The sequence below is a fragment of the Arthrobacter sp. 1088 genome, assembly GCF_031455315.1.
Taxonomy (GTDB): Bacteria; Actinomycetota; Actinomycetes; order Actinomycetales; family Micrococcaceae; genus Arthrobacter.
The window spans coordinates 380624-406940 of record NZ_JAVDSM010000003.1; the positions used below are offsets into that span (position 1 = coordinate 380624).

28 protein-coding genes are annotated in these 26317 nt (G+C 60.7%); 11 read left to right on the plus strand and 17 right to left on the minus strand.

The annotated features are described in order from the left end of the window. Positions 1 to 2: 2 nt before the first annotated feature. Positions 3 to 593 (minus strand): DUF4194 domain-containing protein, encoded by a 591-nt coding sequence (locus J2Y41_RS06620; RefSeq protein WP_309927344.1) that lies wholly within the window; start codon positions 591 to 593, stop codon positions 3 to 5. Continuing rightward, the gene (locus J2Y41_RS06625) at positions 590 to 2032 is read right to left on the minus strand and encodes a DUF3375 domain-containing protein (protein ID WP_309927346.1); all 1443 of its coding nucleotides are present in this window, start codon (positions 2030 to 2032) and stop codon (positions 590 to 592) included. Before J2Y41_RS06625 ends, J2Y41_RS06620 begins: the two co-directional genes overlap by 4 nt. Positions 2033 to 2332: 300 nt before the next feature. Here J2Y41_RS06625 and J2Y41_RS06630 point away from each other — a divergent pair, with 300 nt between their 5' ends. The 5 genes from J2Y41_RS06630 to J2Y41_RS06650 all read left to right on the plus strand — a co-directional run bounded on the left by J2Y41_RS06630 (position 2333) and on the right by J2Y41_RS06650 (position 9160). Next, positions 2333 to 2536 (plus strand): cold-shock protein, encoded by a 204-nt coding sequence (locus J2Y41_RS06630; protein ID WP_011773907.1) that lies wholly within the window; start codon positions 2333 to 2335, stop codon positions 2534 to 2536. A 253-nt stretch (positions 2537 to 2789) separates the two neighbouring features. Further along, positions 2790 to 3338, plus strand: coding sequence for a hypothetical protein (locus tag J2Y41_RS06635; RefSeq protein ID WP_309927349.1), 549 nt, complete (start codon positions 2790 to 2792; stop codon positions 3336 to 3338). Positions 3339 to 3683: 345 nt separating this feature from the next. Beyond that, the gene (locus J2Y41_RS06640) at positions 3684 to 6242 is read left to right on the plus strand and encodes a LuxR C-terminal-related transcriptional regulator (protein WP_309927351.1); all 2559 of its coding nucleotides are present in this window, start codon (positions 3684 to 3686) and stop codon (positions 6240 to 6242) included. Positions 6243 to 6325: 83 nt separating this feature from the next. Next, positions 6326 to 7591, plus strand: coding sequence for an APC family permease (locus J2Y41_RS06645; protein ID WP_309927353.1), 1266 nt, complete (start codon positions 6326 to 6328; stop codon positions 7589 to 7591). A gap of 309 nt (positions 7592 to 7900) precedes the next feature. Continuing rightward, positions 7901 to 9160, plus strand: coding sequence for a plasmid pRiA4b ORF-3 family protein (locus tag J2Y41_RS06650; protein WP_309927355.1), 1260 nt, complete (start codon positions 7901 to 7903; stop codon positions 9158 to 9160). Between the two features lie 13 nt (positions 9161 to 9173). On the opposite strand, the gene J2Y41_RS06655 is transcribed toward J2Y41_RS06650, so the two are convergent. From J2Y41_RS06655 to J2Y41_RS06695, 9 genes are all read right to left on the minus strand, one after another. Further along, positions 9174 to 9602, minus strand: coding sequence for a MarR family winged helix-turn-helix transcriptional regulator (locus J2Y41_RS06655; RefSeq protein WP_309927357.1), 429 nt, complete (start codon positions 9600 to 9602; stop codon positions 9174 to 9176). Then, positions 9602 to 10018 (minus strand): polyketide cyclase, encoded by a 417-nt coding sequence (locus J2Y41_RS06660; protein WP_224091441.1) that lies wholly within the window; start codon positions 10016 to 10018, stop codon positions 9602 to 9604. The genes J2Y41_RS06655 and J2Y41_RS06660 overlap by 1 nt, the downstream gene beginning before the upstream one ends. An 81-nt stretch (positions 10019 to 10099) precedes the next feature. Next, positions 10100 to 10837 (minus strand): hypothetical protein, encoded by a 738-nt coding sequence (locus tag J2Y41_RS06665; protein ID WP_224091442.1) that lies wholly within the window; start codon positions 10835 to 10837, stop codon positions 10100 to 10102. Between the two features lie 120 nt (positions 10838 to 10957). After that, positions 10958 to 11263 (minus strand): hypothetical protein, encoded by a 306-nt coding sequence (locus J2Y41_RS06670; RefSeq protein ID WP_309927361.1) that lies wholly within the window; start codon positions 11261 to 11263, stop codon positions 10958 to 10960. Positions 11264 to 11312: 49 nt separating this feature from the next. Beyond that, on the minus strand, positions 11313 to 11534 hold the full coding sequence (locus J2Y41_RS06675) for a hypothetical protein (protein WP_224091444.1): 222 nt from the start codon (positions 11532 to 11534) through the stop codon (positions 11313 to 11315). Positions 11535 to 11600: 66 nt separating this feature from the next. Next, positions 11601 to 12062: an Hsp20/alpha crystallin family protein gene (locus J2Y41_RS06680; protein ID WP_224091446.1), complete on the minus strand. Its 462-nt coding sequence runs from the start codon at positions 12060 to 12062 to the stop codon at positions 11601 to 11603. Between the two features lie 161 nt (positions 12063 to 12223). Continuing rightward, a complete protein-coding gene (locus J2Y41_RS06685; RefSeq protein WP_224091448.1) occupies positions 12224 to 13111 on the minus strand; it encodes an SGNH/GDSL hydrolase family protein in 888 nt (295 codons plus the stop codon). Between the two features lie 86 nt (positions 13112 to 13197). Next, on the minus strand, positions 13198 to 14547 hold the full coding sequence (locus tag J2Y41_RS06690; RefSeq protein WP_309927363.1) for a UDP-glucose/GDP-mannose dehydrogenase family protein: 1350 nt from the start codon (positions 14545 to 14547) through the stop codon (positions 13198 to 13200). After that, positions 14544 to 15710, minus strand: coding sequence for a glycosyltransferase family 1 protein (locus J2Y41_RS06695; protein ID WP_309927365.1), 1167 nt, complete (start codon positions 15708 to 15710; stop codon positions 14544 to 14546). Before J2Y41_RS06695 ends, J2Y41_RS06690 begins: the two co-directional genes overlap by 4 nt. Before the next feature lie 156 nt (positions 15711 to 15866). Between J2Y41_RS06695 and J2Y41_RS06700 the strand changes: the two genes are divergently transcribed. Then, positions 15867 to 17765 (plus strand): FG-GAP-like repeat-containing protein, encoded by a 1899-nt coding sequence (locus J2Y41_RS06700; RefSeq protein ID WP_309927367.1) that lies wholly within the window; start codon positions 15867 to 15869, stop codon positions 17763 to 17765. A 119-nt stretch (positions 17766 to 17884) separates the two neighbouring features. Here J2Y41_RS06700 and J2Y41_RS06705 read toward each other — a convergent pair whose 3' ends face one another. Next, positions 17885 to 18529 (minus strand): hypothetical protein, encoded by a 645-nt coding sequence (locus tag J2Y41_RS06705; RefSeq protein WP_309927369.1) that lies wholly within the window; start codon positions 18527 to 18529, stop codon positions 17885 to 17887. Positions 18530 to 18808: 279 nt separating this feature from the next. Beyond that, entirely contained in the window at positions 18809 to 19246 is a 438-nt protein-coding gene (locus J2Y41_RS06710) for a MerR family transcriptional regulator (protein WP_309927371.1), read from the minus strand. A 142-nt stretch (positions 19247 to 19388) separates the two neighbouring features. On the opposite strand from J2Y41_RS06710, the gene J2Y41_RS06715 reads away from it, so the two are divergent. The 3 genes from J2Y41_RS06715 to J2Y41_RS06725 all read left to right on the plus strand — a co-directional run bounded on the left by J2Y41_RS06715 (position 19389) and on the right by J2Y41_RS06725 (position 20855). Beyond that, positions 19389 to 19811: an Hsp20/alpha crystallin family protein gene (locus tag J2Y41_RS06715; RefSeq protein WP_224091460.1), complete on the plus strand. Its 423-nt coding sequence runs from the start codon at positions 19389 to 19391 to the stop codon at positions 19809 to 19811. Between the two features lie 226 nt (positions 19812 to 20037). Beyond that, positions 20038 to 20481 carry a DnaJ domain-containing protein gene (locus J2Y41_RS06720; RefSeq protein ID WP_309927373.1) on the plus strand — a complete coding sequence of 148 codons (444 nt, stop codon included), beginning with the start codon at positions 20038 to 20040 and terminating at the stop codon, positions 20479 to 20481. Next, positions 20478 to 20855 (plus strand): hypothetical protein, encoded by a 378-nt coding sequence (locus J2Y41_RS06725; protein WP_224091464.1) that lies wholly within the window; start codon positions 20478 to 20480, stop codon positions 20853 to 20855. Before J2Y41_RS06720 ends, J2Y41_RS06725 begins: the two co-directional genes overlap by 4 nt. A gap of 29 nt (positions 20856 to 20884) precedes the next feature. On the opposite strand, the gene J2Y41_RS06730 is transcribed toward J2Y41_RS06725, so the two are convergent. From J2Y41_RS06730 to J2Y41_RS06740, 3 genes are all read right to left on the minus strand, one after another. Continuing rightward, the gene (locus tag J2Y41_RS06730; protein ID WP_216924834.1) at positions 20885 to 21124 is read right to left on the minus strand and encodes a hypothetical protein; all 240 of its coding nucleotides are present in this window, start codon (positions 21122 to 21124) and stop codon (positions 20885 to 20887) included. After that, a complete protein-coding gene (locus tag J2Y41_RS06735; RefSeq protein WP_309927379.1) occupies positions 21117 to 22601 on the minus strand; it encodes an SPFH domain-containing protein in 1485 nt (494 codons plus the stop codon). Before J2Y41_RS06735 ends, J2Y41_RS06730 begins: the two co-directional genes overlap by 8 nt. A 311-nt stretch (positions 22602 to 22912) precedes the next feature. Further along, positions 22913 to 23383 (minus strand): DUF4383 domain-containing protein, encoded by a 471-nt coding sequence (locus J2Y41_RS06740; RefSeq protein ID WP_309927381.1) that lies wholly within the window; start codon positions 23381 to 23383, stop codon positions 22913 to 22915. Positions 23384 to 23511: 128 nt separating this feature from the next. Here J2Y41_RS06740 and J2Y41_RS06745 point away from each other — a divergent pair, with 128 nt between their 5' ends. Further along, the gene (locus tag J2Y41_RS06745) at positions 23512 to 24843 is read left to right on the plus strand and encodes a DUF6350 family protein (protein ID WP_224091470.1); all 1332 of its coding nucleotides are present in this window, start codon (positions 23512 to 23514) and stop codon (positions 24841 to 24843) included. A gap of 30 nt (positions 24844 to 24873) precedes the next feature. On the opposite strand, the gene J2Y41_RS06750 is transcribed toward J2Y41_RS06745, so the two are convergent. Then, the gene (locus J2Y41_RS06750) at positions 24874 to 25323 is read right to left on the minus strand and encodes a hypothetical protein (RefSeq protein ID WP_309927383.1); all 450 of its coding nucleotides are present in this window, start codon (positions 25321 to 25323) and stop codon (positions 24874 to 24876) included. An 11-nt stretch (positions 25324 to 25334) separates the two neighbouring features. Between J2Y41_RS06750 and purN the strand changes: the two genes are divergently transcribed. After that, positions 25335 to 25904 carry a phosphoribosylglycinamide formyltransferase gene (gene purN, locus J2Y41_RS06755; protein WP_224166759.1) on the plus strand — a complete coding sequence of 190 codons (570 nt, stop codon included), beginning with the start codon at positions 25335 to 25337 and terminating at the stop codon, positions 25902 to 25904. The last annotated feature ends 413 nt before the right edge of the window (positions 25905 to 26317 follow it).

Genomic DNA, 26317 nt, shown 5'->3' on the forward strand with positions numbered 1-26317 from the left:
GGTCATTTACTCCCGGTGAGTGATTCGCGATAGTCGGCCAGCCGCGCGTCGAACTCTTCCAGCCACTGCGCATCAACGTACGCCTTCAAAATCCGCGCTACCTCGTACGTGCCCGTTTCGCCGCGGAGCCTTCGCAGGAAACCGAGCTCCACCACCTTCTTGATGTTGGTGCTCAACCGGTCCATAATCCTTGCCTCGTTGCTCGATTCCGGTAAGAACACCGAGACCATGTCCCTCAGCTCCTCTTCCGTCATGATCAGGCGGAGTTCGCTGCTGTTCGTATCAAATTCCAGCAACCGCTTCCGGAGCAAGGCGAGCAACAGGCTGACATCGAAGGTGAGTTGCCTGCGGGGGATAAGCCGGGGGAGCGTGCCTTCGGGATCCTCACGCGATTTCAGGAAGGCGTAGCCCTCCGACTCATCAAGGATCAGGTTCAGCCCCAGCACGGCCACGTAATCGCGCACCTGCGATGTCAAGGTGAGCAGCGACTGCCACACCTTCTCGTCAGTTTCCGCATACACAACGCCCTTGAACAGCTTGGTCACCACCGCCGGCAGCTCGTCAGACGTAGTGGTTTCGCTTGCAATGTTCATGCCGGCCTCACAAAGATGATTTGCTCGATGGTTGCTTCCCGAGTGCTGCCGTCTTCCAACTGCCACGTTAGTTGTTGCGTGCTTTCGGGATTGATGCTTGCCCAGTCCGACTCTGTAGCAAGCTGGTAATACGCCACCACCTCCGCGAGGCCCTGCGATAAGGGGTGTGCGGCTGTGATATCTGCCAGCGTCGCTTGGTCCGACTCCTCAAGGACACTTTCGATGTTGGACTTCAGGCGCTCCCTGTCAACATGGAACTGGCTGAACAGCGCGCTGGCATCCAGCTCCTGGTCATCCGCAGCTACCACCTCGTCCATCACCATCACGCGGCTGCCCGGCTCATAAAGTGGCCGCTCGAACGGCAAGGCGACGTCCACGGACGGCGCCTCAATCTCCATGACAAAGTTCGACGGCGGCTGGTCCCGTTGGTCCAGCGCGCTCGCCTCGATGCTGCGGATGAGTTGCATGATGCGCTTGTTTTCAAGGAAGACTTTGTCGTCCAAAAGTCGTCGCATTTGCTGCGACAGTTGCCTGACTGTGCTTTGGGTCTGCTCCACTGCCGGCAGCCAGTCCTGGTGGAGGTTGGTGATGGTGTGGAGGTTGTCCATGCGGGACAAGGCCTCAATCTGCGTGGCCCTGTGAAGGAGGTCGTTGAGTTCCCTCCTGAGCTGCGGGGACATCAGGTAGTCCCAGAAACCCTGGAAGGTGCGGCCCTGGAGTGAGCTTCCGATGTCCTGCTGGTTGGCAAAGATCGAGTCGAGGAGTTCGCCCTGGCTGCCGTCCCACGTAGCAATTTGCTCGCGTACTTGGCGGTCCAGTTTCCGGAAATTCTGCTCGACTTCCCGGAAGTCCGAGAGCAGATCTTTCGCCAAAGCGGTTAGCTGCTGGAAGTGGTCCAGGGCCTCCGGCGCAGTCATCACCTTCACGACGCCGTCCCGGATCTGCTGCATCTCTTTGTCGATTTGGTCCCGCTGCTGTTGAAGTTCAGCAAGACGCACTTCCGGGTCTGTCTCCGACTGCTGTACCAGGGTCTTCAGGACCGCGAAGATACTCGTCAGCCTGGACTGCGTGGCCACGAAGTCGCGGCCCTTAAGGCTCTCGACCCATCTCACCACGTCCTCGGCCGCAGGCGTGAGATCGTAATGCGGCTCGTCTTCGCCCTGGACGTAGTACTTGCGCAGCCAAGCACGTTCCGGCGCCGCCCAGTCGTCCAGGTACTCCGCTGCATTGCGCGGGAACTTATCCTCGCCATAAGACTCCCGCACGCCGAACAGGACATCGTCCAGAACGTCGACCAACTGCTGACGGCCGACGTTTCGTTGATTGGGATCAGTGAAGGCGGACATGAAGAAGTGCAGGGCGAGGGGCGCGTTTTGCGCTCGGAGGAGTGCCCAGCCTGCATGGCTTTCACGCAGAGTGTTGATCGCGTAGTAGTCCATTTGGTCCTTCGATGATTGGTCCGTGCTGGCTTTGAGCTGGTTTCCTGCTTCAAAGGCTAAGCCAGATGTCCGACAGTTTGTTCTCGTCCTCTGGCCCATCGGATTGATTAATCTGACGTCCCACTAGCTATCTGCTCAGATCTATGTAAACTTGACGGTGTTGTTGTGTTTGGCATTTGGTAGTTCAGGCAGTCCCCGTGATCCATCTGGATCGCGACCTTCTGAAGTAACGGTGGAGAACACCCCACACCGGAGACCCGAAAGTCGGGAGCATCTCCACCTTCAGTAAGGACTGAAAAAATGGCTACAGGTACCGTGAAATGGTTCAACTCCGAAAAGGGCTTCGGCTTCATCTCTCCTGAAGATGGCAGCCAGGACGTTTTCGCTCACTACTCTGCGATCAACTCCTCGGGCTACCGCTCCCTCGAAGAGAACCAGAAGGTTTCCTTCGACGTCGAGCAGGGCCCCAAGGGTCCCCAGGCAGTAAACATCCAGGCTATCTAGTCTTCGGATAAACGAAAAAGCAGGACCGGTCATTGACCGGCCCTGCTTTTTCTTGTGCCTTGGGGCCATCTCAGCCCCGGGGCCCTTGCCCTTCGCACGCCGCCCGCCATAATTACTGCTAGCTGCAGAATGATGGGTCGGGTTTGGCCTGTTTGCCAGCCTGTCCTGGATAAGAGGGTGCTGCATGGGCAACGAAAGATTAGGAACCCGCTTCCCATGGGTCTTTCCTTTACTATGGCTCCTCACTACGGCCTTGAGCGTAGTGGTGTCGGGTGTCCTGTTCCATTTCCCTGGAGCCTTGCCGCCCAATAACGGTGACTCCTTTAACCTCAACCCGGCCGGAGCGCTGGTGAACGGCGTTGCCACCGGGCTCTTAGTTGGTGGTCTCCAAGCAGTGCTGTTGAGGCGGTCCGGACTACGCGCCTGGCGGTGGATCCTTGGGGCCACTGTGTCCTTGCTGGTGGCGCACAGTTTTGGAGACATGCTTCCAGACGCCGTGGGGTGGCCGCTCATGGCAGGTCTGGGAGGCTTGGTACTCGGCCTGGGGCAATGGTGGGCCGCCCGGTGGTCCGCCAAAGTTGGGATTATATGGACTGCAGTCACGGGCGTCGCCTGGGCCGTCAGCATGTGGTTGTCATATCAGACGGGGAATACGCCGGAGGACTGGCGGACCGAGCACCTTGTCGTGGCCGCGGCAGTCGGCATCGCGGTGGGTGCCTGCACAGCAGCAATGTGGCGATGGCTGCCGCTGCGATCTGAGCAGGTTGGAGCCTCCGCCCGCTCGCGGTCATCGCGTTTGTAGTAGATATATTCTCATCCAGAAAAGATGCTTAGAACATATATCCACATAGCGAATTACACCCCTGTAACTCACCTTCGAACGTCCGTAGCGTGGTTGATATCAACTACGAAACCGAGGGTCTTCCATGGACGAACAGACTGCCAACGACTCTTTCCCAATAGCTCATTCGAAGCAGGCTCAGCACCTAGGCGAGTCGCGGGAGCACTCATTTTTGCCGGAATCGCCACCTAGACGGGCGTTAAACGGCCTGTGCAAGGCTGTTTTGCCACCTAGTCCAGTTTCCGAAATCTAACCTGCGAAGTGAGCCGCATGTCGGTCATCCACAGAAACAGAAGGTTGGATCGAGTGTTCGATTCTGAGGTTCAGCGCATCCTCGATTTCGTCGGCCGCGGCATTAGCGTGCGGATTATTGGAGCCCCCGGAAGCGGCAGGACCACAGTGTTGCAAAACGTCGTGGCCAATCTGGAAAAAACCGGCATCGCTATCCACTTAATCAGCGGCCTTCGGACGCATCGATCAATTCCGTACGCAGCCATCAAGAGCCTGGGTTTAGAGCTTCGGCCCGGCCGCAGCGGAGTTATGGATATGGCAGATGCGCTCTCAAGCCAGATATCCAAGCCTGGAAAGCACGTCCTGATAGTGGACGACATCCATCTGCTGGACATTGAATCGCTGGCGGTCCTGGAGTCCGTTCGGCGCAGGTCCGATTGTCCGCTGATCGTCACGGCTCCGGACAGCGGCTCGATCTCAAGAGGTCAACTGGCCGTCATGAACAGTGGCCGCGAAGCTTTGCTGCAACTGAATCCACTCCATTTTGAGCAGGTACACACTTTGGTGACGCAGGTGCTGGGGGCTGCTGCGGATGCCGACACAACAGCCAGAATCCTGACCAAGTCCGGCGGCAACCCTCGGCTCATCGTCCGCATTACGGAGACCGCGGCCTTAAGCGAGCTGCTGGTTATGCGTGGCCGGCAGTGGCAGATGACAGGTGACAGCCTCTGGAACGACCATCTGAGAGGAACCCTCGAAGAGCTGCTGTCGGACCTGGAACCGGAAGAAGTCACTGCCCTGCATACCATGGCAATCCTTGGCACCGCCCGTGTAGACGTTCTTCAAAAGGTGGTACAGCCTGATGTGCTGGAAGGCCTTGAACGGCGGGGATTCCTGTCAGTCATGGACGATCACCACAACGGACCGATCGCGGCGATAAGCCCGCCAGTCATCGCAGACTATTTCCGGGGCCAAAAGACGCTCAGGGACCGGCACCTCTTGCGGAACAAGATTGCTGGTGCACTTGAGGGCGTGCCCCAAACTGCGCAGGGCAATTCAACCACTGCTGACTGCCTATCCCGGGTGCTGGGGTCCTTGCGGCTCGAAAAGGGAAACGATGACGCCGTAACCGCCCGGCATTTTCACGATCACAGTGCGGGCCGCGAACGCACGCGCTATGAACGATGGCAAGCGAACAAGTCCGCGACCAATGCTGCCGCTCTGCTCAGGGTTTACTGGGGAGCGCCGGTGAACGTTATGCGGGCAACCCGCGTCTGCCAGGAGACGTCCACGCTCAACGGCGACCCCAATGACGTTCTCTTCCTCGCGATCACCAAGGCCTTCCTCGCGATCTACTCAGGGCAACGCGTGAGCGCGGCAGTGGACATCCTGAAAGGATTCGCCGAGCAGAACCCGAAACAGGCCTCTACGGCCGAGGCCGCGATCCTCTTCATCAACGCCTCGCATGGTCGGATTCCGCCAAGTGCCGAACCTTCCACCGAGGGCTCGGAACATGAACCGCTGGGCTTGGAAGGACTCGTCAAGAGCTTGCTTGAGCTGTATCGCTTTCAGCCGGGTAAGGTCCTCGACGTGACAGAGAAGGCTGAGGACGACGACGCCTTCCCGCATCTTCGCCCGTTTCTTCACGGTTTCGCGCTTTTTGCAGCAGGCAGGATTGAGGACTCCTTGGTCTTCGCGCTGGATTGGCGTGCCGAGGCCCGCCGAAATCTCGATCAGTTCGGCGTCGTGGCCAGTAGCTATGTTGCGGCGCACGGTCTGCTGTACCGCGGCTATTTCGAGGAAGCCGAGTACCTCATGAGCAGTGTGTTTGCCATGGGCCGTCCCGGCTTCGTCGTCGATGTCCTTTACGACGCCATGCTGCGGCTCGCAGGCCTACGGCATGCGACGACGGCGATCTCGCCTGCGCTGTCCATCGCGTCGCAGGCGCGGAGTGAGGTTCCTGATGTTGGTCCGTTGCCCGGTATCGGCAAGGGTGTGCATGAGCTCGTTTCCGCAGAAACTACCCAGCCGTCGGTTTTTGACCGGCATGCAGTCAAGCTCATCAAACGCCAGCTGAGGAGCGGCTACATTCTGGAAGCAACCATGACAGCACTCCTATGTACATGCCTGTGTCCCAGTGCCCCGGTACTGGATCTGCTGCGCAAGATCCTGCGGGACAGCGGTGTAACGGCTCATGACCAGATGATGGCCGTTGCCACCGCCGTTGTGGAAGGCGATCACAAGCTGCTTGGTCTCCTCCTGAAACACTACGAATTGGACGCCGACAACTATCAGATCGGCATGCTCCTTCGAGGTGCACTCAAGCGCCACGTCCTGGAGGGAAACACCGCGGCGGCCGAGGCCATGGCCGAAGCTTCCTCTTTGTTCGCAGCACGGTTTCCGTCAACCAACGAGCAACTCTCGTTCAACACTTTCAGGACGACGCCACTCACCGAACGTGAAATTGAGGTCGCTGCGTTGGCAGGGCATCGCTCAAACGTTGAGATTGCTGAACATCTTGGGATCAGCGCGAGAACAGTGGAAAACCACATCTCCAACGCCCTGCGAAAAACCGGCGCAACCTCACGTAACGGCCTCTTCATCCTCGTGGGGAATTCCATGGCAGCACGCTGACTCACGTTAGGCTGAACGTATCTTCCAGTACGAGTCTCCGGTGACACCGGCAGAGCTCAGACCTTGATGCGTGAAGGGTTCTCGTGAGCAATTCCCCGGCCTTGGCCCGCCGCCTCGGCACCTTCGATGCTTCCCTCATTGGCTTAGGCTCCATGATCGGCGCTGGTGTCTTCGCGGCTTTCACACCAGCCGCAGCGGCTGCAGGATCCGGGCTGCTGATTGGGCTGGTTGTCGCGGCCTTCGTGGCCTTCTGCAATGCGACGTCCTCCGCGCAACTCGCTGCCAGATACCCCACCTCCGGCGGAACATATGTTTACGGACGTGAGCGGCTTGGCCCCTGGTACGGCTTCCTGGCTGGCTGGGGATTCGTAATCGGCAAGACGGCTAGCGCCGCGGCCATGGCCATGACCTTCGCGGCCTATGCCGCACCGGCAGGTTGGGAGCGCCCGGTGGCGATTGCCGCCGTCGTAATCTTGACCGCCGTGAACTATCACGGGGTGACACGAACAGCGGGACTTACCCGAATCTTGGTGATCGCGGTCCTGACCGCTCTGGCGATAGCCCTGGCCGCCGTTTGGGGTGGTTCGGGACCTGACTTCAGCAATTTTGTGGGGGAGGGTCTGCTGGCACACGGTTGGTACGGCATCTTGCAGTCGGCCGGGCTGTTGTTCTTTGCCTTCGCCGGCTACGCAAGGATTGCCACCATGGGGGAGGAAGTTCGCGAGCCTCGCCGCACCATTCCCAGGGCAATCACGATCGCCCTGGGAATCACAATCGTCATTTATGCCCTCATAGCAGTCACGTTGTTGGCGGCGCTGGGACCCGAGGGTGTTTCCGGGACCCCGACACCCCTCGCCCACGCTGTCACGGCTGGTGCGATGCCTTGGGCAGCTCCGATTGTTCGAATCGGAGCCGCAGTCGCCTCTTTGGGGGCCCTCCTCGCGCTGATCGCAGGGCTGGGCAGGACGAGCCTGGCGATGGCCCGCGAACACGACCTCCCGCACTGGCTCGCGGCCGTTCATCCTCGCTACAAGGTTCCCCACCGGGCCGAAATGACGCTCGCCGTAGCAATTTGCCTGATTATTGCCGTGGCTGACCTCAGGGGCGCCATCGGTTTCTCGTCGTTCGGTGTGCTGCTGTATTACTTGGTCGCAAATATCGCGGCCTTCACTCAGTCTGCCGAGGACCGCCGGTATCCGAAAGCACTTCAAGTGGCTGGAGCTGTTGCCTGCGTGGCGTTGGTTGCGACACTGCCGCCGCTATCAGTCGGGCTGGGTGTGCTGATGTTCGTGGTGGGCATCGTGTTCCGGGTGATCCGGCTGCGCCGGAGTTCCTCCAGCCTTCGATAGACCAGCTCCGGAAACCGGCTGGGCACGACTCCACCTGGGGGTTCTTAGGTGGAGCCGTGCCGTTGTGCCTCCTTCGCCTGGGACGAGTGGGGTTCCCGCCGGACACCGGGTTTCCCGTCCCGAAGGCACAAGAGGAGACTATGGCCGGGAATAGCGGCCTAGGTGTTCTTTCGTTCGCTCTAGGTGCTCATATACGGGCAAATTCAGGGTATCGAGGGTGCCTCAATCCAAAAATGAGTGTTCGCGGGGACGGACTAGGTGGTGTGACGCGATTGCGCCTGACTCCAAGGGGGCTGGCAGAATTGGCGCATGGAGTCACCCGCCCAAGTCCCCGCCGTCGAGCTTCGTATTTCCATTAGTGAGACGGACCCGCTGATTTGGCGGCAGCTCGTTCTTCCGGAGAGCGCCACCGTTGCCGATCTGCACAGGGCGATTCAATGCGCATTCGATTGGAAGAACGCACATCTTTACGCCGTGGCCGGCCATGACCGGGCCGGCAAGAAACGGATCATCACCAGGATCGCCGAAGACGACGACCCACTTGAAGGCTCGGAGGAGGCCAGCGGCGTAGAACTGGGCGAGTTGTTCGACTCAAGCCAGCCAGGAAAGTCGTCCTTTGAATACGACTACGACTTTGGCGACAACTGGACTCATGAAATCGAAGTCGTAGGACCCGCATTGGTTCAGGAATCGACGATCACGTGCACAGGCGGCGCAATGCGTGGCCCAATCGAGGATTCAGGGGGAGTGCATGGATACGCCAACGTTGTTCGGGTGGTCGGAGATCCAAAGCACCCAGAGCACAGGGAAGCTGTTGAGTGGCTTGAGCTGGTAACACAGGAGAAGGCATCAAAGTTCGACGCCCACGCTTTCGACCTTGATGCTGTTAATGGGCAACTGACTCGTTTGGCGCAGCGGCTCTGGCCAGCTGAGGTAACCCTTGACGAGATGGAATTTGTTCTGGGGCCAGCTCTTTGGTTCTTGAAGGAGGCGGAGCTTGACGGATTCCCGCTGACATCGGCTGGCTACCTGAAGCCGATCATTGTCAAGCGGGCAATGACTGAATTGGGATGGCAGGAGGTCTGGCACGGAAGTAGTTCCACGGAGTACAACGTGGCCCCAGTACGCATCGTCCGCGAACACTTGCAGGAATGGAAACTCCTGCGAAAGAACAAGGGCAGGCTCGTCCTGACCCCAGCGGGTAGAAAACTGGTAAACAAGCCAGCAATGTTGTGGCACTACATTGCTGACCGTTTGGCATCACCTGACGGTGCGGGACTGGATGTCGTTACCCACCTCAAACTGCACTGGGAATTATCCGGTAATCGCCCACCATGGAACCTGAGTGCCCAAGTAGTCCAGTTGGCGCTCAACCAGCGCGGCCTCCGGTTGATGAACGGCGCCGATATACCCATCGAAGTAGCTCGCGAATTGGAGCAGGACGTCCACAGAGCATTCCACTGCCTAAGGCTTTGGGGCTCCGAAAAATGGGGCCAGTATGAGCGTGAATTGTCCGACGCCGGCACCAAGTTCCTCCTCGACGTCCAGCGCCGCCTGGGCGACGGCTAGCCAGGGGCAGGGATCAAACGCCGGGGTGCGCCAGCTTTTTCAGCAGCGCCACCAGGTCACCGACGGCCGCCGGTTCGAAGAATTGGGCATCGGCGAGCTCCACGGCGGCGATCGCACGTGGAGCCAACTCGGAGCCCGCTTCAGTAACACGTAGCCGTTTTGCCCTGGTATCCGAGGGATCGACTTCCCGCTCAATGAGCCCCTTCACCTCCAAAGTCCGGAGCACCTGCGAGGCCATTTTCACGTCGGTGCCGGCCTGGCGGGCAACGGCGAGCTGATTGGGATGCTCGCCTTCTTTGTTGAGCCACCAGGTGCAGGCGAGCAAAACGAACTGAACGTGAGTGAGGCCGATCGGAGCCAACGCCGCAGCAACCTCGCGTTGCCAGCGCAAGGTTGCGTGCCACAGCAGGAAACCGGGACTCTCGCCCGGGTTGAGCGGCATCAGCGCTGGGCGAGTTCGACGAGTGAAGCCATTGTCTCCGGCCAATCGGCAGTAATGGCAGGCCCGATCTCGGGGCCAACCTGATCTGCACCCGCACCGGTGATCTCCATCCTGTAGACCACCCGGACTCGACCGCCGTCGAGCCTGTCCAAACGGTGGGCGGTTCGGATCAGCAGCTCATCGAAGCGAGCTTCGTCGACGAACAGCTCGCCGTTCACCACTTCAGCGATTCGCAACTGGATGGGTTCATCCCCGGGTGGCGTCATAAGGATTTGCGAGCCCACCGCGAAGGGGCCATCGATCTCAACGCGTTCAATTTCGGCGTTCCAGGAACCCCAGTTTTCAACGTCGGCCCAAAGCTGCCAGAGCGCCTGGGGTGCCGCGCTGGTTTCAACGCTGTGTTCGTAGTCCCACATGATTGCCTCCCAAAGCTAGATGATCTATGCACAGACTATCTATGCGTAGATCATCCTGTCCAGTGGCAGTTTCAGAAGCTCCTACTCACAGCCGATGCCGTCATGGTCGTTGTCCAGGCCATAAATGTCAGACCCAACCACTGTCACCGGGCCTCGGACATAAGCAGGTCCGTTGCCTTTGCCTCCGGCACAGTCGACGTCGGACGCAACAGGCACGCAGGCGCCGGCGTAGTTCGGGTCGCAACCACTTTGAACGGCAGGGGCTGGGGCAGGCTTCGCAGCCGCAGCGGCAGCAGCCTGATCTGCCGCGGCTTGATCGGCGGCTGCTTTAGCAGCGGCCGCTTGGTCGGCGGCGAGCTTGTCTGCGGCAGCCTTATCAGCCGCTGCCTTGTCCGCTGCAGCTTTCGCGGCTGCGTCCGCTGCCGCCTTCTCTGCCGCGGCTTTTGCGGCAGCGTCGGCCGCGCGTTGATCAGAAAGCTTTGTTGCTGTTGCGGAGTCCAGCCAGGCGAGTTTTCCGGATAGATCGATGGTGCAGATGTATGTTTCGCCGGCCACGGATTGGGTGTTCTTCTCTGTGGTGCAGGCTTTCCCGGAGATATTGCTTGGCGTTGGACTAGGCGTAGGCGAGGGAGATGCCGACGTCGATTCCGTGGTGCTGCTCACCGATCCGGCAGCTCCCATGGATCCCGAACCGCAACCGGCAAGCAAAATCATCAGTGACCCGATGGCCGTGATACCGAGTGCTTTACTGCGAAAATCCCGTGACGATTTGCCGCCGAAAAGCGAGTGTTTTCCGGCGCGCGAAAGTTGTGTGTGCAATGTGTTGCCCCCTTAGAGTGCGCCCATGCGAAAGGCGCGTGGAGCGACAGTAACACCGGTTACATGAGCCCCAACAGGAGAAGTCTTCTATGACTTATCGCACGGCGTGGGGGACTGCTTCTAGCCGACGCCCTCGTTGTCTTCGCGGTAGTCGTCGTCCTCTTCGAAGGTGGGCGCCAGAGCCTGCTCGATATAGTCTGCTTCCGCAGCCTCTGCTTCAGAGACGCCTTCGAGCCGCGTAAACGCTGAACCGCCAGGAAGCACGTCCGTCCGCTGCTCCAGAACATCGGCCTCAGGGGCATCATCGGGTAGCGGTTTCGTTAGTTCGAACTCCTCGGAACCCTCCGGGAGGACGGGCGTTTGTTGCTCAAGGGCATCGGCCTCCGGCACTTCACGCGGCGATTCCGGCTCTTGTCCGATGTCCATCGTTTTCCTCCTTCTCGCTAACGGACTCGCTAATAGACCTGTACGGCTCCTAACCTGAGCCCAACAACCACGATGGGTCAGTTTGGGTTTCCTTCGGGTGCCGGCGCAGTTTCCGGATCAGCAGTTCCAGTGGCCAAACCAACACCCGAAGAACCCCGGCTGCCAGCAACAGAATCACAAACAGCACTATGGCTGGCAGGCAAAAAATGAACACCGTGATTGCCGTTATGAGATAACCGGCGATATAAGCCGTCACCACTCCGGTGTCCACCGTGAGCTCCCAAAGATTGAATTACCAATAGAGGATCTTGCCCGGTGTACGCACTAAGGCTACGGACTAACGGGTTTCGGTGGGAGCCGAGCTGGTATTGGTGCCGGCGCCCGAAGAAGCGCCCCGCGTGATGGGTATCTTCCGTGACTGTTTCTCCGATTGCTCCGGCATCGGAATCCGCACTTCGAGGACGCCGTCCGTATAGGAGGCATTGACGTCTTGTTCGGAAACCGCCATCGGAAGTTTCACTGTTCGGGAAAAAGTGCCGTAGCGGAATTCTGAGCGGTACCCCCTCTTATCCTTGTGCTCGGACTTTTCCTCATGGCGCACATTGATCTGCAGTTCGTCACCGGACAGAGTGATATCGACGTCCTTTTCAGGATTGATGCCTGGAACTTCGGCTTTGACCACCATCGATCCGCCGTCCCGGTATTCCTCCACCCGGAGCCAGGAGCCGGTCTCTCCTTCAAGGAACCGACGGACAGGATCGGCAATGTCGCTGGCCGACCAACGAAGTAGATTGCTCATCGTGGTGCCTCCTGTTGGTTACCAGGCCCCGCGGACCGACCCCGGGCGGGGCCTTAATCGGATCTACACAAATAAAATACGCCGAACACGCAACGTTGTTAAGACGCTCCTTGGCTCATGAATCTTGCAGGATCAGGCCTCCGAGGAGGCTGCAAAAAAGGCTATCCCTTCACCATGGCCGCGGACACTCCCGACGCGTTCTCGCTTTCGAACACAGGGCCTGCAGACGGTCGTTTCGCCCGGCGTTCCTCTCCAGGACCGTGCGGACGAAGCTGCTTGAACACCCAGGGAACGAAGTACGCCTTTGCCCATGCGAGGTCACCGGCCCTGGCTTGACGCCAGCTGCGTTCGGGCAGCTCTTTGGGCTCCAGTGGCTTCAGGGTATGCGGCACGTTGAGCGTCTCCAGCACGGCGATGGCCACGGTGTGATGACCCAGTGGGGAGAGATGCAGCCGGTCAGGGTCCCACATCCTCGGATCCCGGAGTTGCCTCAGCGCCCAAAGATCTGTGATGAGTGTGCCGTGGCGGGCAGCAATAGCGTGTACGTTCTCGTTAAAGATGGCCACTTTGCCCCGGTTGCGCCCCAGCACAGGGGTGGACCCCCAGTCTGGTCCCGTGAACAAAACAATCGTCGCGCCTGTCTCAGCCAAGAGGCTCACGCCGGTCTCAAGTTTGCCGGCCAGCTTGTCCGGATCACTGCCGTGGAAAACCATGTCGTTCCCGCCTGCTGACAAGGTGATCAGATCCGGCTTCAGGGTTAGCGCCCGTCCGACCTGCTGGTCGAGGATCTGCTGCAGCAGCAACCCGCGCACGGCCAGGTTGGCATAGGCAAAATCCGGATGGTCGGCTGCCAACTCTTCGGCAACACGGTCAGCCCACCCGCGCAGCCCTCCGACGCTTCCTGGTTCCGGATCCCCAATCCCTTCGGTAAAGGAATCACCAAGCGCCACATACCTGCTCCATGGGTGCGAGGGCTCTTTGATACTCTGCCCAGCACCCGCTTTGAGATCAACAAGGCCTTCGGGGGTTACCCGGCCACGCCACCTCATTGCCCTACCTCCTTGTAAGGAAAAAGGTTTCTTACAATGTGGATAACGGCAGCACTTGTCGTGATGTTCCCGGGAGCCCGGGCCGGCTAGAGGAACATTTCCTCCGCCACCACCGACGCGCCAGTTCCCAACCCGCGGACGGTCCACCCCGCACTTCGCCAAGCCTCGGCGTCCAGTACGTTCCGGGCGTCCAGCACCATCCGGCGTCGCACCAGCGAGCCCGCAAACGACGGCGAGAGGGACACGTATTCGTCCCACTCGGTGAGCAGAAGCACCAGCTCAGCACCCTCAAGGGCTCGCTTGGTTGAGGCCTCGAAACGGATCTGCGGGTAGCGGATCCAGGCGTTGTTGATGGCTTTGGGATCGGTGACGGTTACGTGTGCACCGGCAGATGCGAGCTGCTGCGCGACGTCCAGGGCCGGGGAGTCGCGGATGTCGTCGGTGTCCGGTTTGAACGCTGCGCCGAGGATCGTCACCGTTCTGCCGGACAGGAAACCGCGGCACATTTCCCTTGCCACATCCACTGCTCGGCTGCGCTGGTCCAGGTTGATGGTGTCCACCAAGGCCATCCATCGGTCCACGGACGGTACGGAAAGCTCGCGCGACTGGGCGCGGAACGAACGGATGTCCTTGGGCAGGCACCCGCCGCCGAATCCAAGCCCGGCATGCAGGTACCGGTTGCCGATACGCGGGTCCAAACCCATCGCTTCGCTGAGCTCGCCTACGTCAGCACCCGAGGCATCGCACAGTTCTGCCATCGCGTTGATGAAGCTGACCTTCGTGGCCAGGAACGCGTTCGACGCCGATTTGATCAGCTCCGCCGTCGCAAAGTTGCAGACCAATCGAGGGATACCCGCGCTGATCAGGGGCTCGTACACCGCGTCCAGAACGGCGGTCACCGGAGCCCCGGCGGCGGCGCCCTTGCCACCGGGAACGCCGTAAACCAGGCGATCAGGAACCAAAGAATCCTTGACGGCTGTGCCTTGACGCAGGAACTCCGGGTTCCAGCCGAGCAGGACGTCCGAGCGTCGGGCCAGGACCGCGCGCAGCGTCTCCACAGTGCCTACCGGCACCGTTGATTTACCCACGACGGCGGCACTCTTGGCCAAGTGGGGCAGGAGGCTCTTCGTGGCGCTCATCAGGTAGGAGAGATCGGCCGTGTCAGAGGTCTTGGACTGCGGCGTGCCCACGCAGAGGAAATGAACTTTGGCGTCGGCTGCCGCTGAGAAGTCAGCGGTGAACTTCAGCCGGCCCGTGGTGCGTCCATCACTGAGAAGTTCGTCCAGGCCAGGTTCGTGGAAGGGAGCCAGCGCCTTGTTGAGCTGCTCAACCTTGTGGGCGTCGACGTCGATGCCCACTAGGGTGTGGCCCATGGACGCGAGTGTTGCGGCGTGGACTGCGCCGAGGTAGCCGCAGCCGATCACGGATATTTTCATGCCGAGGGTCCTTTGCTTGAGGTCAATTCGGTGGGGCCGGCTTCGCTGGGAATGCCGGCGACAACTTCGTTGTAATGCCGCACCAGATCGGCGCTGAGCACGGGCCACGTCCGGCCTTGGACCGAAGCGGTTGCAGCCGCAGCGAACGCGCGGCGCTTGGCGTCGTCGCCCATCAGGTCCTGAACGTAGCTGCGCAGTTGAGCGAGGTTCCCCGGCTCGTACAGCCAACCGGTGCGCGAGTTTTCCACGAGGTCCAAGGGGCCGCCGCGGCCGGTCGCGACCACAGGAACGCCCGAAGCCATGGCTTCCTGGATGGTCTGGCAGAAGGTCTCGAACTCGCCGGGATGGACGAAGAGATCGAAGCCCGCCACAGCCTGCGCCAACGAATCCCCACCGAGGAAACCAGCAAAGTGGGCGCTCGGCAGGGCCGCTTGGAGTGCCTCCCGTTGCGGGCCATCACCAACGATCACCAGCTTGGTATCCGGCAGGTCCGCCAGCACGGCGAGGTCTTCCACCTGCTTTTCCACGGCGAGGCGGCCGACGTAGCCGATGATCCGCTGACCCTGCGGCGCTACCGATCTGCGCCACGCCGTCGAACGTTTCGCAGGGTTGAAGCGCGCGGTATCCACGCCGCGGCGCCACATATCCACTCGCAGGATGCCGCGGCCGCGCAACTGGTTCAGCGCGAACGTGGACGGCACGAGGGTCCGGGTGGCCAGGAGATGGATGTTGTCCACACGGTTCCACGCCCAGTTCTCCAGGAACGGCACCCCGTAGCGGGCGGCGTAGCTGGGAACCTCGGTCTGGTAGATCGCGACCGTCGGGATGCCGAGTTGATCGGCAGCCTGCACAGCTCGCCAGCCCAGCACGAATGGCGAGGCGAGATGAACGACGTCGGGGGCGAAATCGGCAAGGATTCGCTTGACCCGATTCACACCACCCAAAGCAACCCGCACATTCGTGTAACCCGCCAGCGGCACGGACGGAAGCCTGTGCACATACGCACCTTTGACGACGCTCGAAACATCAGTGTCCGACGTCGACGGCGCGATCACCATCACCTCGTCCCCGCGCTCCTGCAGATGCTCCAGCACCCGCAGGATGGAATGGGTTACCCCATTCATCAGTGGCAGGAATGATTCGGCGACGATTGCGATCCTCACGCCTTCAACGGTGGTCGGGGCGGTTGGCTTTGCGGGTTCGAACGGGTGGCCTGTGGAGGAAGAGTTGGTTAACAGGAGGGTGTCCTGTTTGTCGGAGCCGCCCGGTAGACTCCCGTTCAATGACGCGCTGCCGCGTCTCGACTTTGGGGGTTCAAAATGGGTGCTGTTATTGATGATTCGCGCGCGCTTGGGGGAGTAAGCGTACGACGCCGGCGCCGGGCGGCGGCGCGGACAGTCGCCGTCGGATTGGGCCTGGCTTTGTTGCTGGGAACGCTTGGTCCATTGACAACGACCGTCTCGCCGGCTGTTGCAGATGCGGTGACGAATGTTGTTCCTGTGGGGGACCAGCCTGGGAAAATTGCCGTAAACCCTCTGACGAACCAGGCGTATGTTGCCACGTTTGAGGGCGTGTTCGTCATCAATGGAGCTTCTGGCGGAGACGTCTTGTATTCGGGAGACATGCCCGTGGACGTTGCTGTGAACACTGCGACCAACAAGATCTACGTCAGCGAGATTGGTGGGTCCGTTGCAGTGGTTGACGGCGTGACGCACGCCGTAACGTCTTTGCCCGTGGGCTCCGGGGCTGGCGTGGTGGCTGTGAACGAAACGAGCAACAAGATCTACGTCGGTATCGCTTCCGGCGTTGCCATCATCGACGGTGTTACGAACGCAATTTCCACTGTTCCTCTCTCGGGAGGTGCACAGGACATCGTGGTCAACCCCGTCACGAACAAGGTCTACGTAAACTCCAGCGGAACTATCAGAGTCATCGACGCTGCTGGCAGCGTTACCGGCGACATTATCATCGGCGCTGGGTTCATTCGCGCCCTCGCAGTCAACCAGGCAACCAACAAGATCTACTACACCACGCTGGGAAGGTACGGTGCCGGAGTTGGCGTGATTGACGGCGCAACCGACAAAACCACGGATAAGATCGAATCTTCCAGCAAAGTGGGGATGTTAGCCGTCAACCCGGCCACCAATAGGATCTACGTGGCTGCAGACAGCAACTCCACGGACGGCTACGTCAAAGTCATTGATGGGGCCACCCTGACTGAGATTGTGCAGATCATCACCCCATCGCTTGTCAGCGACATAGTGGTGGATCAAACGAGCAACAAGATCTACGTCCCTATGTCCGGCCGGGGAACCACCGTCATCGATGGCGCCGACAACAGCGTCTCGGCGGTCTTCACGGGGCAGAACCCGGTTTCAGCGGCTGCGAACCCGTCTACGGGAAAGGCGTACGTGGCTAACAATGGCAGCGACTCCGTGTCGGTGATCGATGGGACGGTGCCGGCTCCTGTTAAGAATGACTTCAACGGCGATGGCTTTGCTGACATTTTGGCTCGGGAAGCTTCCGGCGTGCTGTGGCTTTACCCCGGTAACGGCGCGGGTGGGTGGCTGCCTCGCCTCCAGGTCGGGCAGGGGTGGAACGTCATGACGGCACTGGTTGCTCCGGGCGACTTCAACGGCGATGACCACGCTGATGTGCTTGCCCGTGATGGAGGGGGCCTCCTCTGGCTGTATCCGGGCAACGGTTCAGCAGGCTGGAAACCGCGGGTACAGGCCGGCAGTGGCTGGGAAGGCATGAGCGCGATCGAAGGGATTGACTTCCACGGCGAGGGGTTTGTAGACGTTGCAGCGCGCGACCGCGGAGGTGCCCTTTGGGTTTATCGGGGAGATGGCAGCGGCGGCTGGTTACCCAGGATGTGGGTCGGTTCAGGGTGGTCGGACATGTCCGAGATCACTGGCGTCGGCGACTTCAACGGGGACGGCCTGTCCGACATCGCTGCCCGCGACGGCGCCGGTGCACTGTGGCTCTACCCACCCAACGGTTACGGCAGCTGGCTGCCGCGACAGGCAATCGGGCAAGGCTGGAACGTCATGAACTCCCTGGTTGGACCCGGAGACTTCGACGGCGACGGGCGCGCGGATATCCTGGCCCGAAACGGCGCCGGAGAGCTGTGGCTGTACTCGGGGCAAGGCGGATCCTGGTGGCCTTCGGCTTCCCGTGTTGGGACTGGGTGGAACGGGATGACAGCGATTCTTTAGGCGAACGTCGATAAATAGGAAAGATCCACACTTCATGCGAGGCGAGTTTCTGACACTGAGCCCTTAAAAATGCGGCCGGTCCCAGACTAATTCTGGAACCGGCCGCTCAATGGAAATCGCTAGCTGATGGGGTACTCAAAGAACGGGCCGGTGTATGCGCCGCCCGTGTAAACGAGGGTGCCGGCACCCGGTGGAAGGTCGAGTACAACGCTGGCCGACACCTTTTCAGCGGGTCCCATGCCACCGCTCGGGAATTCAAGTGCATCGTCGATGCAAGAGTATGTTGCCGTGGTGCCCAGACTACCGTTGAAGGTCGTGCCATTGGCTGCAATGAACTTGAAATCGTGCGCGGACACCAAGTGCTTTGGGAAGGAATCTTGTGCGAGTTCCGGGGTGGTCTCTACGGTCATGGCAACGGCGATAATCCGGCCATTCTCCGCAGGCCGGGAATACGGCTCAGTGCAGACTGTGTCGAGGATGCTGTCCACAGTGAATTTGGTAGTGACCTTCTTGCTGCTCTGGTTGCTGAACGTTCCAATGTCGCCGAGACCAGCGATGAAATTGCCACGTGCAGACTTGGCGTTGCCTGTCGGCGAGGGCGTGGACTTGGGAGTGGCTACTGGTGTGGCAGTTGGAGCGGTGACCGGCTCGTCGGACGCTTTGGCCGATTCTGATGGGGTGTTTCTTGCGATGGCGCCACCGCAGGCGGTGAGCGCCATCGTGATCCCGAGAATAAGGGAAGCCCCCATGAGTGCTTTACGCATTGCTCTTCCTTCTTTAGATGCGAGTTGGAGTGATCTCCGCACTCTGCCCTGGTCTCGAACCAACACCGTCTGCCGACGACAGAGTCACCGCGAATCAGTCATATCATTGGCAACTTTTCCGCTGAGGATCACCATATCTGCGGTCTTCCTAGGATTATGGGAACCCGCGCTGAGCCACGCTTTGTTACGTGTGCAAGTGGTCCGGACGTCGGAAGACCCTTTGATTGCACGGGGGTGTTGATAGGGCTTACGCCTTGGAATAGGGCGGATAGGTTGCGCCTATCCAGCCTGCCCACCCCGCGCCCGCTTCAGATCCTTCCGTAGCCCGCGGTTGTCCGCCCGGAGCTCGCGATTGTCGTCGGCCAGGCCCCGGTTGTCCTCCGTCAGTCCCCGGTTTGCGGCCTCCAGCTCCAGCACGCGCTTCACCCCGGCCAGGTTCAGGCCTTCGTCCAGGAGCGCGCCAATCCTCCGGAGGGTCTCAAGGTCCTGTTCGCTGTAGCGGCGAGTGCCGCCGTCGGTCCTTTCAGGAGTGAGGAGCCCTTTGCGCTCGTACTGCCGAATGTTTTGCTGCCCGGTGCCTACCAGTTCGGCCGCAACGGAAATGGCGTAGACGCCACGACCGTCCCGGTCCGCAGCGTCACGTGCGGCAGCGCCGTCCGCCTCCGCGGGCGTACCGCCGTCGTGATCCAGACGCTCGGTGTCACCATCGCCAGCCATGCAAACCTCTCAAAAAATCTTTGAAAAAACCTCTTGCACCACTCTCTCACCAGTGCTATAAAAAATCTATACCAGCCAACACAGATCTGGAAGGCTGGCAGAACAACAAAACCGCATCAAGATCTGAAGGAGTGAGAACCAAATGCTGATGCGCACAGACCCGTTCCGCGAATTCGACAGGCTCGCCCAACAGGTTTTTGGCACAACAGCAAGGCCTGCCGGCATGCCGATGGATGCTTGGCAGGAGGACGGGCAATTCATTGTTGCCTTCGATCTGCCGGGCGTCACGCCTGATTCGGTGGAACTGGACGTCGAAAGCAACGTCCTGACGGTTAAGGCAGAACGTAAGTCGCCTGCGGGCGAGAACACCGAGATGATTGCCGCCGAACGCCCGCAAGGCGTCTTCAGCCGGCAGCTCATTCTGGGTGACACCCTGGACACCGAAGGCATCCAGGCCAGCTACGACGCAGGTGTGCTGACACTCCGCATCCCCGTCGCCGAGAAGGCAAAGCCGCGGCGTATCGAGATTTCTTCCAATAGCCAACGGCAGGAGATCAACGCCTAACCAAAGCTGCCCCGTTGGAGCTCCACCCGGGGGTGGCTGACCAGCGGGGCGTCAGGCCGGGAGCTTCAGACCGACCGCATCGGAACAGATGGGCGCAGGCTTCGCGCCACGCCACAGCACTTGTCGTGCAGATGAAACGCGGTCCCCGACGTTGTCTCCCGATTGATGGCCCCCGGCCCATGCCGGGGGCCATCGCCAAATCCGCAGCACTTATCCGGAACCAGCAGTGAGCACCAAACAACCCGACTACTACGCGATCTTGAACGTGGCTCCCGGCGCGACAGCCCGTGAAATCACCCACGCCTACCGCTCGCTGCTCCGCACGCACCACCCCGATACCCGCAAAAAGGCCGACGACGGCGACACCACCAAGGCGGCCGACCTCCAGAAACTGCACGCCATCATGCAGGCGTATGTTGTGCTCTCGGATCCGGCGAAGCGGAGTGCGTACGACCACAGCCGGAGAGCGGGTAGCTCGTCGGCCGGCTCGTCAGGGCCCAGCGGTTCCACCGGGAAGCCGGTAAAGGTCCGCGTCCACAAGACGCCGGCTACTCCCGCTGCCAGTCAAAAGGATCAGCAGCCTCTCGTGTTCGGCCCGGTCCACTGGGAACCACTGCCCGGGACGAACCCCGGATACCCCTCGCCCAAAGCCCGAAGGAGATACTTATGAGTGCCTGGCGCTCGTACGACAGCCATCTGATGCCCGCGTTCTACGAGCGATTCGAGAATCGTTGGGGAAAGGGCACCGCGCCGTTCCTGGACCCGGAAGTCCACGAGCAGCCCATGCCGCGCGCTCAATGGATCAATGTTGATACTGGTGCGGCTGTGGCCGTGGTTCCCATTTGGACGGACGATCCCGAACATCGGTCCTTCGGCGTCTTCTACCTTCCGCCGGCCGGGGATATTTGGATCCTCCGCCCAGGGCCAACTACGTTCATCGAACCCGGAAAGGGTGGGAGCAAAGAGCAGGTCTCGTTGCGTAACGACGCCTTCAAGAAGGCAGTCCATCACGCCAAGGAATTCATCTACGGACCGCAGCCCTAGTATTTTGCATTGTCGGCCCAGTCCCCACGTCAGGATTCCCGAAGTACATCCGGAAGCTCGTCGACGTAGACGGTCTGGGGCGGCTCGAAATAGATCACCAGTACCTTCTCGCCCACAGGAAAGACGCTGGTCTTGTCGAATGGGTAGGCAAAAAATGCGCTGGTACCGCCATGGAAGGGGAGCATGACTTCGCCGATGGTGCCCGGTGCGATGGTCCCGGTCACCCTTCCGATCTTGCCGGTGAGGCTCCGATTGACCTCTCTATGCATCTGACGCCGCATCCGACGCCTTCGCCGCCGGGGACTTCACGGCCGTGGGCCGGGTGGGTGCAGCAGCCGGTCGATTGACTCCATTCCCCTTCAAGGCCGAAGCCAGGGACGGGAGGAAGCTCCCAACCTGGGACAGGATTCCACCCACCATGCTGTTCAGCCCGTCGCCGCCGTTCAGCACCGTCAGCTGACCGATGCGCGAGAAAGGCTCCGCCGCAGCCGAAACGATGGCAGGCATGTTCTCGGCGATTTGCTGGTTGATGACAGCTTCCTGGTTTGTCTCCAACGCTTCACCGCGGGCCTTGATGCCTTCCGCCTCAGCCAACGCCTTGGCCTTAACTGCGGATGCTGCTGCATTTCCTCGGGCCGTCGTCGCAGCAGCCTCGGCTTCACCTGTCACGCGGGTTGCGCCTGCCATTGCCGCTGCAGCTCCAGCATTTGCTTGGGCCTCGAGTTCAACGCGCCGGGCGTTGGCTTGCGCGTCGAGTTCGATGCGCTTCGCGAGGGCCTCGGCAGCACTGATATCAGCGGCCTTCTTCGCTTCAGCCTCGGTCCTCTGCGCGTAGGCCTTGGCATCGGCAGGCTTGCGGATGGTTGTCTGCAACTTCTGCTCTTCGCGGTCGGCCTCGAGCTTTGCCACCTCGGTCTCCTGGACCACCACCTGCTGCCGGGCAGTAGCATCGGCCAACGGTCCGGCTTGAGCAGCGTTGGCCCGGGCCTGTTCAGCATTCGCCTGCGCAGCGGATTGCTTGATGGCGGACAGGCTTTGGGCATCGGCAATCAGTGCAGCAGCTTCCGCTTCCTTCTCAGCCGCCTCACGGTTGCGTGTGGCCTCAGCGATCCGGGCCTCCATCTTGACCTGGGCAATGTGCGGCTTGGCAAGGTTCTGGATGTACCCCGTGGGGTCCTGCAGGTCCTTGATCTGCAGCGAATCCACCACGAGGCCAAGCTTCTCCATCTCCACGCCACTGGCACTGCGGACGAGTGAGGCGAGCTTGTCGCGCTCGCGGATGATTTCCTCAACAGTCATGCTGCCGATGATCGAGCGGAGATGCCCTTCAAACACGTTGTAGACCTGGCTCTCCATCTTCGGCTGCTGCCCCAGGAATCTTCGCGCAGCGTTCGCGATGAACGGGGGAGCGTCGCCAATCTTGTAGATCACCACGCCGTCCACAATCACCTGGATGCCCTGGGACGTCACACAGGAAACCTTGAGCTCCGTCTCATTCAGCGTCAGCGCCAGGGTTCGCACGGTCTGCAGTCCCGGAACCACCAAGGCGCCCTTGCCCGTGACGATCTTGAAATCCATGCCATCGGTATTTTCGAGCGTGCCACGGGTCAGCCCTGAAATGATCAGGGCCTCGTTCGGTTCCGCCACCTTCCACATCGCCTTGGTTGCCAGCCACACGAAGCCGATGACAACAACCACGCCAAGAATGCCGGCGATCAAGGGGAAAAATGCCGAGAGGTCGTTCATTGACCTTGTCCCTTCAGACGATGTGAACCGGCCTCATCCGTTGACCCCCATAGGCCGTGTGCCTGTTCGTGTACACAGTCTCGTTGGGCTGCAGCAGGGAAGTCCAGCACTTTTGTGCGTCATTTGTGCCACGACCCCCAGCCAGGCTGGAGCCTGCCCCGTAACGTGGCAACCCGCCGTCGAGCCTTAACAAAGAAGGCTGGTGCAACCTTTGGAGAGAATCCGTAGGTGGCTGCACCAGCTGCTAGTACGACTTTCTGTTTATTAGTTGTGACACCTGTTCATTGGCCGCTCCTAGTTCCCGGCTTCTATTATTTCCGGGCCTTTTTATCGTCTGTGAAGTACTGGGCAAACATCCAACCGGCGGCGATCATCAGGATGCCCAGCACCATGTGAGACCAGTTGTCCACAGAGTTCAGCGACAGGAAGTTGGCTGCGGAATCGACTCCGACGCTCAGCCCGTAGATGCTCAGCACGATGTACAGGGCGCCAAAGCCCATCAGGAAGTTCCTCGCGCCGTGGGCTGTGCGGGACATGGCCCAACCCGTCGCGCCGATGGCCAGCTGTACGAGGTTGAGCAGCACGGATACCTGGAACACGCCAAAGAGCATCGCATGCGAGTCCGGGCCGAAGAATTGCAGCTCCGCGTACTGCATGGTGATGCCTGGAATGAAGCCCAGGATGCCCACCAGCCCAACGATGACACCCACACCCAGACCTACCACCTGGATGTCTTGCCGTCCGAAATGGACACCGCGTGCATGTGAAGCAGACGTACTCATGTCGTCCTCCAGTCACCTTTGCGAACATCTCCCATTTTACGGCCGGTTCATGCAAAAAGCGCTGGAATTGGCGGTATTACAGGGCGCCTGCCGGGGGAGCGCTGCCTACCGTGGCACGATAGGACACGATGAAACTGCGCGCTGATCAGACCGGAAACCGTGGCCTCCCGATGCCCCTTTGGCTACAGGGCGGTTTGGAAGCGGCACAGGCAGCCTTCATTTCGGCCATCGTTGTTGTGCTTCCCTTAGTGGGAGTGTGGGCCACCGACGGATTCCAGAACCGGAACGTGGACTTCCTGGCGCGCCTTGCCGGGCAGGCCTGGCTGCTGATCCACGGTGTTCCGCTGACTTTGGCACAGGTCAACGTGGGCACAGCCGGCCAGCCTGGAACGGGTCTTCTTTCGCTGATTCCCTTGGGCCTGACGCTCATTCCGTTCCTGCTTGCATGGCGGGCGGGACGACGACTTGCCCGCGCTTCCTACACGGACCAGCTGTGGCAGGCGTTCCTGGGTGCCTGCCTTGTTTACGCCGCGTTCGGGACAGCGACAGGATTCGTGTGCCGCACCCCCGAGGTGGTCATCAACCTCTGGTTCGCCATGACTATCCCACTGATCTCCTTCGCATTGGGCCTGGTGGTCGGCGCCCGGCGTGAGGCAGGCTCCTGGAGCAGGCTCATCGGTGTGGACGCCGTCGCCTGGATCGCGAAGACCAGCCAACACTCACGGTGGGCGGGCTCCTACGTCGGCTCAGCGCTGAAGGCCGGATTCGTTGCGACCATGGCCGCCGTGTGCTTGGCCGCGGTCCTGTTGGCCGTGGACATCGTGTGGCACTGGACGGACATCATCGCTGTTTACGAAGGCCTCCAAGCCGGCGCTCTGGGCGGGGCCGTCCTCACGATCGCGCAACTCGGCTTCCTTCCCAACCTCGTAGTCTTCGCTTTGGCCTGGTCCTCCGGGGCTGGGTTCTCGCTCGGTGTCGGCTCGCATGCCGGGCCGCTGGGCACCGCCGTCGGACCTCTGCCTGCCGTCCCCGTTTTCGGCGGGCTTCCCGCCGGACAGCTCGACGCCGGAGCAATGGCTCTCGCCCTCCCCGTCGTTGCGGGGATCATGGCTGGCTGGTGGTTCCTCCGCGAAGGCGAAAACCACTTCGACGAATGGCTCTCCATCAAAATTAAGGCCCGCTGGTTCACCGCCGCGGCGTCCACGTTGTTCCTGGGGGCGTTCGTTGGAGCTGTCGCCGGTGTCCTGAGCGGTGCGCTCGCATGGGTCGCCCGTGGTTCAGCAGGCATCGGCCGGCTCACGGAAATCGGACCCCACCCGCTGTGGACGGCAGTCTGGCTGGCCGCCGAAGTGGGCATCGGCGTCGTGATCGGTTATGCAGTGGGGCCGTGGCTGGAACGCCGCCAGAAGCTGCGCGAGGCGAACCTGGACGAAGTAGCGTTCGACGACGAACACGCCTGAGGTTGCCGGCCCGCTTTTGTTGGGCTCGCTTTAGCGGACCGGGCCCGGCATCGAGTCCTCAAGCTGCGTGAGGCACTGTGTCTTGGCGGATTCCGTCAGCGCCGAGCGAGCGCAATCCTGATAAGTGGTGACTTGTTTGAAGAAGAGCACAGACGTCAGAATCAGCAGGCACATGATCGCCGAGACCACGAGTCCCGAGATGGTGCCGAACAACACCAGCCGAGGGTGCTTGTACTTCACCGACCGGACCAGGACCACGATCCCGAGCACCAAACCGGCGATCGTCAGGATGGCGCTCAACCACACGTAGTTCACGTTCAGGGAGAACACGAAAAACGATCCCAAAGCCGACAAAAGGAAAGCGCGGAACAGGATCTGTGTCACGCCGAAAGCGGACTTTTCCGCGGCGGTGCGGGGTTGCTGGCTCGGCTTGCGACCGACGTCGGGATTCATGTTTTCCAGCCTACGCGAGCCGCCCATAAGCTAGTGCAATGCGCATTGTTGTCCTCGTGTCCGGTACTGGTTCCAATCTTCAGGCTGTCATCGACGCCGTGAAGTCGGGTGAACTGGATGTCGAGATCGCCGCTGTGGGCGCCGACCGCCCCGATACCTACGGTGTGGAGCGCTCGGACGAGGCCGGCATTGAGACCTTCGTGGTGAACTTCAACTCGTTCGAAACCCGCGCCGAATGGGACGCCGCGCTCCGCGACAAGGTCCTTTCCTATAACCCGGACGTGGTGGTGTCTTCAGGATTCATGCGGATCGTGAGCGCCGACTTCATCGAGGCCTTCAACGGCAAGTACGTCAACACACACCCGGCGCTGCTGCCGTCCTTCCCGGGCGCCCACGGTGTCCGCGACGCCATGGCTTACGGCGTGAAGGTCACGGGTTGCACGGTTCACTGGGCCGACGCCGGCGTGGACACGGGGCCCATCATTGCCCAGGAGGCAGTATCCGTGCTGCCGAATGACACCGAGGAAACCCTGCACGAGCGCATCAAGGTAGTGGAGCGCCGCCTGCTGGTCCAGACGCTGGCCGACCTCGCCGCTTCTCCCAACTAGGTCGCATTTAAGCGCGTTTTGCGCCCTCAAAACGCGCAGTGCTGCTACTTAGATTCCGGTTGACGTCCTCTGCCTGTGGATAACGCCGCACGCCCATAGGGAAGTTTGTCAGCATGGGGCATGAAGACTCCGCGACCCCTTCCTGAATCACTCGCTTCGTTGCCTTTCACCTGGCAGGAAGCCGTTGCAGCGGGGGTATCCCGACGGCGGCTGAGTCACCGAAGCCTGGTCTCACCGAGCAGGGCGATTCGGATACCTCAGTCGGATGCTCCGCTCGCCCTTGCTGAAACCGTTCGTCCGGTGACCCTTGTTACTCCGTTCTCAGCCGCGTCCCACGCGACTGCCTTTTTGTTGTGGGGGTTTCCGGCGTTCTTGCCTGGCAGCAATGACCCAAGAATCCACATCGCACGCCC

Coding starts and splice junctions, on each gene's coding strand:
- J2Y41_RS06620 (WP_309927344.1), bottom strand. CDS start 593: ATGAACATTGCAAGCGAAACCACTACGTCTGACGAGCTGCCGGCGGTG.
- J2Y41_RS06625 (WP_309927346.1), bottom strand. CDS start 2,032: ATGGACTACTACGCGATCAACACTCTGCGTGAAAGCCATGCAGGCTGG.
- J2Y41_RS06630 (WP_011773907.1), top strand. CDS start 2,333: ATGGCTACAGGTACCGTGAAATGGTTCAACTCCGAAAAGGGCTTCGGC.
- J2Y41_RS06650 (WP_309927355.1), top strand. CDS start 7,901: ATGGAGTCACCCGCCCAAGTCCCCGCCGTCGAGCTTCGTATTTCCATT.
- J2Y41_RS06655 (WP_309927357.1), bottom strand. CDS start 9,602: ATGCCGCTCAACCCGGGCGAGAGTCCCGGTTTCCTGCTGTGGCACGCA.
- J2Y41_RS06660 (WP_224091441.1), bottom strand. CDS start 10,018: ATGTGGGACTACGAACACAGCGTTGAAACCAGCGCGGCACCCCAGGCG.
- J2Y41_RS06670 (WP_309927361.1), bottom strand. CDS start 11,263: ATGGACATCGGACAAGAGCCGGAATCGCCGCGTGAAGTGCCGGAGGCC.
- J2Y41_RS06680 (WP_224091446.1), bottom strand. CDS start 12,062: ATGAGCAATCTACTTCGTTGGTCGGCCAGCGACATTGCCGATCCTGTC.
- J2Y41_RS06685 (WP_224091448.1), bottom strand. CDS start 13,111: ATGAGGTGGCGTGGCCGGGTAACCCCCGAAGGCCTTGTTGATCTCAAA.
- J2Y41_RS06690 (WP_309927363.1), bottom strand. CDS start 14,547: ATGAAAATATCCGTGATCGGCTGCGGCTACCTCGGCGCAGTCCACGCC.
- J2Y41_RS06700 (WP_309927367.1), top strand. CDS start 15,867: ATGGGTGCTGTTATTGATGATTCGCGCGCGCTTGGGGGAGTAAGCGTA.
- J2Y41_RS06705 (WP_309927369.1), bottom strand. CDS start 18,529: ATGCGTAAAGCACTCATGGGGGCTTCCCTTATTCTCGGGATCACGATG.
- J2Y41_RS06710 (WP_309927371.1), bottom strand. CDS start 19,246: ATGGCTGGCGATGGTGACACCGAGCGTCTGGATCACGACGGCGGTACG.
- J2Y41_RS06715 (WP_224091460.1), top strand. CDS start 19,389: ATGCTGATGCGCACAGACCCGTTCCGCGAATTCGACAGGCTCGCCCAA.
- J2Y41_RS06725 (WP_224091464.1), top strand. CDS start 20,478: ATGAGTGCCTGGCGCTCGTACGACAGCCATCTGATGCCCGCGTTCTAC.
- J2Y41_RS06730 (WP_216924834.1), bottom strand. CDS start 21,124: ATGCATAGAGAGGTCAATCGGAGCCTCACCGGCAAGATCGGAAGGGTG.
- J2Y41_RS06735 (WP_309927379.1), bottom strand. CDS start 22,601: ATGAACGACCTCTCGGCATTTTTCCCCTTGATCGCCGGCATTCTTGGC.
- J2Y41_RS06740 (WP_309927381.1), bottom strand. CDS start 23,383: ATGAGTACGTCTGCTTCACATGCACGCGGTGTCCATTTCGGACGGCAA.
- J2Y41_RS06745 (WP_224091470.1), top strand. CDS start 23,512: ATGAAACTGCGCGCTGATCAGACCGGAAACCGTGGCCTCCCGATGCCC.
- J2Y41_RS06750 (WP_309927383.1), bottom strand. CDS start 25,323: ATGGGCGGCTCGCGTAGGCTGGAAAACATGAATCCCGACGTCGGTCGC.
- purN (WP_224166759.1), top strand. CDS start 25,335: ATGCGCATTGTTGTCCTCGTGTCCGGTACTGGTTCCAATCTTCAGGCT.